6 protein-coding genes are annotated in these 8,280 nt (G+C 71.8%); all 6 read left to right on the top strand.

The genetic code is table 11. The features are described 5' to 3' along the window. Positions 1–386 (top strand): transposase family protein (locus LV75_RS34610; RefSeq protein ID WP_253891768.1); only part of this gene is annotated, 386 nt, incomplete at its 5' end. A 906-nt stretch (positions 387–1,292) separates the two neighbouring features. Continuing rightward, on the top strand, positions 1,293–2,795 hold the full coding sequence (locus LV75_RS34605; protein WP_253891767.1) for a S28 family serine protease: 1,503 nt from the start codon (positions 1,293–1,295) through the stop codon (positions 2,793–2,795). A gap of 625 nt (positions 2,796–3,420) precedes the next feature. Further along, positions 3,421–5,955 carry an ABC transporter permease gene (locus tag LV75_RS34600; RefSeq protein WP_253891766.1) on the top strand — a complete coding sequence of 845 codons (2,535 nt, stop codon included), beginning with the start codon at positions 3,421–3,423 and terminating at the stop codon, positions 5,953–5,955. A gap of 4 nt (positions 5,956–5,959) precedes the next feature. After that, on the top strand, positions 5,960–6,640 hold the full coding sequence (locus tag LV75_RS34595) for an ABC transporter ATP-binding protein (RefSeq protein ID WP_253891769.1): 681 nt from the start codon (positions 5,960–5,962) through the stop codon (positions 6,638–6,640). After that, positions 6,637–7,284 carry an ABC transporter ATP-binding protein gene (locus LV75_RS34590; protein ID WP_253891765.1) on the top strand — a complete coding sequence of 216 codons (648 nt, stop codon included), beginning with the start codon at positions 6,637–6,639 and terminating at the stop codon, positions 7,282–7,284. The genes LV75_RS34595 and LV75_RS34590 overlap by 4 nt, the downstream gene beginning before the upstream one ends. 62 nt (positions 7,285–7,346) lie before the next feature. Further along, positions 7,347–8,189: a DUF4429 domain-containing protein gene (locus LV75_RS34585; RefSeq protein WP_253891764.1), complete on the top strand. Its 843-nt coding sequence runs from the start codon at positions 7,347–7,349 to the stop codon at positions 8,187–8,189. Positions 8,190–8,280 lie beyond the last annotated feature (91 nt).

Below are 8,280 nucleotides of genomic sequence, written 5' to 3'. Positions count from 1 at the left end.
CCGGGGTCAACGTCCAGGTCGCCTGCACACTCGACGGCCGACTCGTATGGGTATCAACACCGTTCGAGGGTCGCCACCACGACATTCACTGCCTCAGGAAATCAGGCATCCTGCAGGGCCGGGACACCACCTCCTGGCTCGCCGACAAAGGCTACATCGGCAGCGACATGATCACCCCGTTCCGCAAACCCCGCAAACGCGAACAACCCCGATGGCAGAAAGAATACAACTTCCAACACAACAAGATCCGCGTCGCCGTCGAACGAGCCATCGCCCACCTCAAAACCTGGCGGATACTCCACACCGACTACCGGCGCCCGTTCAACACCTTCACCGCCACCATCACAGCAGTCATTGGGCTCTACTTCTACGCACGCTCTGAATAACCCTCTGTGTATTTGGGGGCTTTCGATCAGGTTGATCTTGACGTAGGCCGTGGTTGGGGATGCGGGGCAAGAACTTCGGGCCTCCGCCTTCGGCTCCGGTGGACGGCCTCGTCGCCTGGCGGCGACCTCGGCGCCCGATCCGCGACAATGCGTAAAAGCTCGATGGGGTGGACCTGTTTTGTGCGGGGCCCCTACGACACCCGACGCAGAACCGCAAAGCAGGGGCCCAAAGGCTGGCCCTGCCGCGCGGAAACGCTACGGGTGCCGTTCCCCCACACAAAACAGGTCCACCCCATCGAGCACCTGGCACCAGCGACTCCGACTGCGCGGGGCTGGGAAGTGGGCTGAGGCGGACCTGACGGGGGGCGGGTTGGCACCGACGGGTCCGACTGTCCACGCGCTGGGCTGGCAGGGCAGCCGAGAACGGGCTGAGATGGCACCGGATCTTCCGAGTGTCCAGGGGCTGATCAGGCGGGTTGGGGCGGACCTGACGGCAGCCGGGTTGGCACCCGGCGGGTCCGAGTGTCCACGGGTTGGCCAGGTGGGTTGGGGCCGGTCCTGAGGAGGCCGGGATGGCACCGCCAAGTCCGAGTGTCCAGGTGCTGAGCAGGTGGGCTGAGGCGGGCTGGCACGGCGGTGTCCGAGGGGCCAGGGACTGGGTCTGTGTGGGTTGGGGCCGGACCCTGATGGAGGGGACGGCGTCAGCGGCTTCCGGGACTGGCAGCTTCCGAGCGTCCAGGGGCCCGGGTTGGCGGGGCTGGCTCGGTGGGCTGGGGCAGGTACATGGGGCGGGGCGGCAACCAGCGGTTTTCAACATGCTGGTGGCTTTGGTGGGATGACTGGACCCGAGCGGCCCCCGACAAACGTCGTGGGGCGATTGTCAGCGGCTTTCGGACAGTGCGGGGGATGCGCAAGACTCTGGCCACTCCTCTGCCCACCCAGCAGAGCGATCCCCCGAAATCCAAGGAGTTGGGCGTGCTCATCCGCACCAGACGGGCGCTCGCGGCGGGACTGGCGGTCGCCGCCGCGGTGGGGTTGGCCGTGGTGGCCTCCCCCGCGCAGGCCGCGCCTTCCGCCGCCGCCACGCAGAGCGCCACTTCGGTTGACATCCTCGAGCGGCTCAAGGCGGTTCCCGGGCTGACCGTGGTGTCCGAGTCGGCCACCCCGCCGGTGGGTTACCGGTTCTTCATCCTGACCATCAAGCAGCCGGTGGACCACCACAAGCCGCGCGGGGCGACCTTCGAGCAGCGGTTCCAGTTGCTGCACAAGGACACCGCGCGTCCGGTGGTGCTGCACACCAGCGGCTACAACATGTCCACCAACGCGTTCCGCTCGGAGCCGACCCGGCTCGTCGACGGCAACCAGATCTCGGTGGAGCAGCGCTTCTTCACCCCGTCGCGGCCCGCGAACGCGGACTGGGACGACCTCGACATCTGGCAGGCGGCGACCGACCACCACCGGCTCGTCGGGGCGCTGAAGAAGATCTACGGGGCCAAGTGGATCTCCACCGGGGCCAGCAAGGGCGGGATGACCTCGGTCTACCACCGCCGGTTCTACCCGCAGGACGTCGACGGCGTCGTCGCCTACGTCGCGCCGAACGACGCGGTCAACGACTCCGACCGGGCCTACGACCGGTTCTTCCAGACCGTGGGCAACGACCCGGCGTGCCGGACCAAGCTCGAGGACGTCCAGAAGGAGGCCCTCAAGCGGCGCACCGCGCTGGTGGCGAAGTACCAGGCGGCGGCGACCACGGCCGGGTGGACCTTCACCGGGGTGCTCGGGTCGATCGACAAGGCCTACGAGATGACCGTGCTGGACACCGTGTGGGCGTTCTGGCAGTACTCGACCCAGGCCGACTGCGCGACGGTGCCCGCCAAGACCGCGACCGATGACCAGCTGTACGCGTTCATCGACGCCACCGCCGGGTTCGCCTTCTACGCCGACCAGGGCATCACACCGTACGCGCCGTACTTCTACCAGGCCGCCACGCAGCTGGGGTGGCCGCAGCCGCGGTTCGAGCACCTGCGCGGGCTGACCAAGTACCCGAACCTGTACCAGGCGAACTCCAGCCTGCCGCCGGACCTGCGCCGCCGCCACGACGCGAAGCCGATGCTGGACGTGGATCGCTGGGTGCGCAGCCGGGGCTCGGAGTTCCTGTTCGTCTACGGGGCCAACGACCCGTGGGGTGCTGAGCAGTTCGTGCCCAGCCGCCGCGATTCGCACCTCTACATCGCGCCCGGTGCCAACCACGGCGCCAACATCGCCGCCCTCTCCCCCGCCGACGCCGCCGCGGCCACCGCGACGCTGCGCCGGTGGGCCAACGTGACGGCCCCGGCCTTCGCCGCGGCCGCGGGCGACGGCATCACCGACCTGGACCGGGCCGAGCCGCCGCGCAGGCGCCCGTTCTGAGTCGGGTGACCGACCGGTGACCGCCGGGGGCGGGGAGCGACGAGCTCCCCGCCCCCTTCGCGTCTAGCGGCGACGACAGGATGCGCACGCCGGATCCCGCACATCCACAAGGACTCCCCGTGTCCACAGGACTCCGGTGAGTCATCCACAACACCGGTTCCCCTCCACAACAGCGACTCGCCCACAACCCCGAAGCCCACCCACAACGTCCCTATCGGTCCACAACCCTGGGCCTACCCACAACCCGACTCACCACAACGTCCCGGTTGCTCCACAGCCCGGGCCCATCCACAACTACCGGGCTCACCCACAAAGTCCCGACTGATCCACAACCCCAGGCCCATCCACAACACCGGGCTTCATCCACAACACCTCAGCTCCTCCACACCGCCCGAGTTCATCCACAAGCGGCGAGTGCCTGCCCACCCCCGCGTCCGCACCCCGCTGTCCGCGGCCGTGTTTGTCCACAGCCCCCGCTCCGTCGCGCCCGCCCCACCCGGGTTCGCCGGTAGGCTGGATTCGGGGGCTGCCGAGGCCGGTTCGATCTTGCCGCCACGGCTCCGCAGATCTCGAATGCGTCGCGTTCGGACTTGCCGGGGGCGAACGGCCGGTAGCGTGCCCGTCCATGCAGTTGCCGTGGAGAGCCGCCCCGCGCGCGGCGGTGTCCAGTCCGCTGACGGTGCTGGTGGCTTTCGTGGCGGCGCTGCTGCTGAGCTTCGTCGGCGCGGCCGCGGTGTTGCACGCCGATTCCGCCGGGTCCGCCGCCGTGGCCTACCAGGCGGGCAGGTTGTGCGGGCAGACCGTGCCGCCGGTGGTGGACGGCAACCGGGTGAGCGTGGCGGACGCCAACAGCGTCATTCGGCTCTCGGTCGACGAGGGGCGCAAGGCCGGGTTCACCACCGCGATCGCGGCCGTCTACTCGCCCGTGCGGCAGTGGGACTTCAACGGTCCGCACCCGTGGTCGCAGTTCGGCTACCGCGACGGCGCGATGGACAACTTGCGGGTCCTCGAGGGTGGCGATCGCAACGGTGTCTGGGTGCCCCGCAGCATTGCCGACGACGCCGGGATCAAGCTCGGCGACCGCGGACTGAACGGCACGTTGCCGCCGGTCACCGCCATCTACGCCGACGTCAGCGATCCGGTGCCCGCGTACTGGTGCTCCGAGCAACAGCGCATCGTGCCCAACCCGCTGGCCACCGAGGGCGCCACGGCCGCGGTGATCTGGTTCCCGACCCTGGAGTCGTTCACCACCACGATGGGCCCGCCCAGCGGTAACGCCGCCGCCGTCACGGTGCGGTTCCCGGCGGACCCGCCCACCACGACCGACGCGGCCGCCGCGCTGGTGACCCGGGGCAGAGCCGTGGTCGACGGGGTGACCGCGCGGTTGCGGGCGCAGGACAAGGCGCGGCTCGTGATCGCGTCGAACTACTTCGCCAAGCCGGTCGAGGTGGCCCGGTCGGCCGGGTCGACGGTGCTGGGCGCGGTGCTGCCGTTGACGGTGATCAGCCTGCTGGTCGGGTTGGCCGGGGTCGGCGCGGTGACCGTGCAGTGGGTGCAGCGCCGCCAGGCCGAGCTGCGGCTGCTGTGGGCGCGCGGCGCCGGTCCGGTCGCGCTGGGCTGGCGGGCGGTGCTGGAGTTGGCGGCGCCGCTGCTGGTCGGGGCGGTGGCCGGGTTGGTGGCCGCGCGGGCGACGCTGTCCTGGTACGCGCCCTCGACCGAGCTGACCGGCGGGACGGTGGGACTGGCGGCGCTGGTCGCGGCCGGGGTGCTGGTGGCGGCGCTGGTCGTGGTCGGCGCGGTCACGGCGCTGCGCGCGCACCGGGAGTTCCAGTCCGGCACCGCCCGGCGGACCTCGCGCGCGTGGCGGTTCGTGCCGTGGGAGTTGATCACCGCCGGGTTGGCGTACCTGGCCTGGGCGCGGCTGGACAGCACGCCGACGAAGCTCCAATTCGGACAGCCGCTGCCGCAGACCGCCGACGCGGTCGGGTTGGCCTTCCCGTTGCTGGTCGTGCTCACCGTCGCCCTCGTCACCGTCCGGCTGACCCGCTGGGGCCTCAGAGCCGCGCACAGGGCGAACCTGTGGCGATTCCCGGCCGCGCACCTGGCGTTGCGGCGGTTGGCGGCCGCGGCCGGGTCCGCGGTGGGGATCCTGCTGGTCGGCACGCTCGCCGTGGGCACGTTGACCGTCGGGGTCGGGGTCGCCGACGCGCAGAGCGAGGCGCTGGACACCAAGTCGGGCCTGTTCGTCGGCGCGGAGTCGACCGCGCAGATCCCCGGCCGGGTCGCCCTCGCGGGTCTACCACCCGCGCTCGCCGAGCACGCGACCGTGGTCGGTGTGGTGAAGAACGGCCAGAGCATCGTGCTCGCGGTCGACCCGGCGACGTTCGCCCGCTCCGCGTGGCTGGGCGACCGCGATCCCGACGACGTGGCCACTCAACTGTCCACTTTAGCCGGTCCGGGCCAGAGGGCACTGCGCGTCGGGTCCACTCCGGACAGGCCAGTGGAGTTGCCGAGGATCGGCACGGTGCGGCCGGTTTCCCAGGTCCCGTCCTTCCCGTTGATCGGCACCGGCCCCGGCTACGTCGTGTCCCGGGCCTCGCTGGCCGACCCCGAGGACATCGATGTCTGGCAGGTGTGGTCGGCCGAGCCGATCGCGCGACTGGTCGCCGACCTCGACGCCGCGGGGATCCACCACCTGCACTCGCGGTCGAAGGCGTTGGCGCTCGACGGGCTGCCGTTCCTCACCGTCACCTGGACTTTCGACTTCGTGACCGCGCTCGGCGTGGTGCTCGCGATCGTCGCGGCCGCCGCTCTGGTGCTGGCGGTGGAGGTGCGGCGCAGGCAGAACGCCCTGGCCGGGGCTCTGGCGACGAGGATGGGGCTGCGGCAGCGGACGCTCGTGGCCAGCCACCTGACCGAACTGGGCTCGCTCGCGGGGGTGTCCGTCGCGGCGGGCAGCGCGGCGGGCGCGGTGTGCGCGGCGGTGTCGGCGCCGATGCTGGACCCGTCGCCGTGGTTGCGACCGGTGGCGGGCGCCCCGGACCTGGTGCCGCTGGTGTCGACCACGACCCTCGTCGCCGCCGCGGTGGTCGCCCTCGTCTGCTGGTCCGCGGTGCGCTCGGTCACCACCGCCCGGGTAGGGGAGCTGATCCGTGGTTGAGCCGATGTTCGACGAGCCGACCCCGCTGTACGAGCTGCGCGACGCGCACGTCCGCTACAGCACGCCAACGGGCCTGGTCACCGCCGTCGGCGGTGTCAGCTTCACGGTGCCGACCGGCGGAATCACGGTGCTGGCAGGGCCATCCGGCTCCGGCAAGTCCACCTTGCTGCGCGTCCTGGGCCTGATCGACCGGCACACGAGCGGCTCGGTCGCCTGGCAGGGCCGCGACATCGGCAGGCTCACCCACCGGGCCCGCCGCGCGGTGCGCCGTGACCGGATCGCGGTCGTCTTCCAGGCGCCGCCGGACAACCTGATCGGCCACCTGACCGTCGCCCAGAACCTGCGCGCAGCCGCCCAGTCGGCCGGTCACCCCGACGCCGATCCGGAGGTGCTCGACTGGCTCGGCATCCCCGGTACCGGCGACTGGCGGGTCGGCGCGCTGTCCGGCGGGCAGCAGCAACGCCTGGCGTTCGGCTGCGCGCTGGCGCGGAGACCGGCCGTCGTGCTGGCCGACGAGCCGACCTCCCAGCTCGACGCGGCCTCGGCCACCCTGGTGCTCGACGTGCTGCGCCGGTTGGCCGACCGCGGGGTCGCCGTGGTCGCCGCGTCGCACGACCCGGAGCTGGTGGCCCTGGGCGACCAGGTCGTGCGGCTGCGCGAGGGCATGATCGAGGAGGCGGCGTGACCGCGTTGCTGGCGCGCGGGCTGACCCGCGGGTTCGACCACCCGGACGGCCGCGTCGAGGTGCTGCGCGGGGTCGACCTGGACGTCGCCGCCGGTGAGGTGGTGACCGTGTCCGGGCGGTCCGGGTCGGGCAAGAGCGCGCTGTTCGCGCTGCTGTGCGGGTTCGACAAGCCCGACTCCGGCACGGTCGAGGTGTGCGGGGCGCCGTTGGCCGCTATCCCGGCCTGGGCGGACTGCGCGGTACTCCCCCAGGCCCTCGGTCTGGCGCAAGAGCTGACCCTCGCCGAGAACATCGCGCTGCCGCTGGTGCTGTCCGGCCGTCGTGGCGAGGTCGCCGACCGCGTGCGGGACCTGATGGCCGAACTCGGCATCGATGCGCTCGCTGACCGGTACCCGCCCGAGGTGTCCTATGGGCAGCAGCAACGTGCGGCGTTGGCCCGCGCTGTGGCGATCCGACCACGGGTTCTGCTGGCCGACGAACCGACCGCGCACCTCGACCACGCCAGTGTGCAAGCGGTGCTCGGCCTGGTCCGCAGGACCGCGGGCGAGGGCGCCGCCGTCCTCGTCGCGACCCACCACGACGAGGTGCACCGGATAGCGGACCGCGGTCTGACGTTGACCAACGGGCGGATCTCGGCGCGGTGAAACCGGTACGGTGTTCGTGACGAATCGGGCGGGGACGACGAGCGGGGCGCGCCGTGCTGGGGATGACCGAGGTGACCGGCCGGGAGGGCACCTGGGTGTTCGACTACGACGCGGTCCGGCTGGACCCGGCGAAGGGCGCGCACCCGCTGCGGCTGGCGGTCGGTGAACTGGTGGTGCCGCTGGCGGCGATCGGCGGCCTGCGGTTCGAGAACGACCGCAAGGGCGGGCACCTGCGGTTGCGGCTGCGGGCGGGCGCCGATCCGCTGGCCCACGTCACCCGCGGCGCGCTGCCGGAGATCGCCGACCCGTTCCGGCTGACCATCGACCCGAAGGCCGCCGCCTCCGCCGAGTACTTCGCCGACGGGGTGCGCGACGCCCTGCTGGTCGCGCAGGTGCCGGACGGGCCAGCCGAGCAGTGGCTGCTGCCGGGGCCGGACGTGCCGCTGTCGACCACCGGCGAGGACGGCGTCGCCTCGTTCGACGGTGAGCGGGTGCGGTTCGAGTGGGGCTGGGCGGCGGAGTCGTCCAAGCGCTCCGGCGGCAACCGCGAGGTCAGCGTCAGCGACCTGGTCGGTGTCGAGTGGACGCCGAAGCTGGTGCGGCTGCGCCCGGTCGGCCCGCAGGGCGCGCTGGCGGCCTCGCACGACCCGAACTGCTTCCGGCTGTGGGGGTTCAAGAAGGACATCACCGCCTCGGCGCTGCTCGCGGCAGCGGTGGTCGCCCGACTACCGCACCCGTCGGCGCCCCAGGTCGCCGAGCCGCCCCAGGTGTCCACAAGCGACAGTCCACTCGACCAGGACACGGTGCTGCGCAGGCTGCGCGAACTGGGCGAGCTGCGCCGCGACGGGATCCTCACCGAGGACGAGTTCAGCACGGCGAAGCAGGCGCTGCTGCGCAAGCTCTGAGCGCGGCGCCTAGGCGCTGTCCTGCAAGTCGGGCACGCGCTACCCGCGCCCGCGCGGCCCCTGGCCACACGGCCGGAAAACCCAAGTACAC

This window comes from Actinokineospora diospyrosa (assembly GCF_024171925.1).
GTDB lineage: Bacteria > Actinomycetota > Actinomycetes > Mycobacteriales > Pseudonocardiaceae > Actinokineospora > Actinokineospora diospyrosa.
This window is presented reverse-complemented; position numbering and strand designations above follow the sequence as displayed.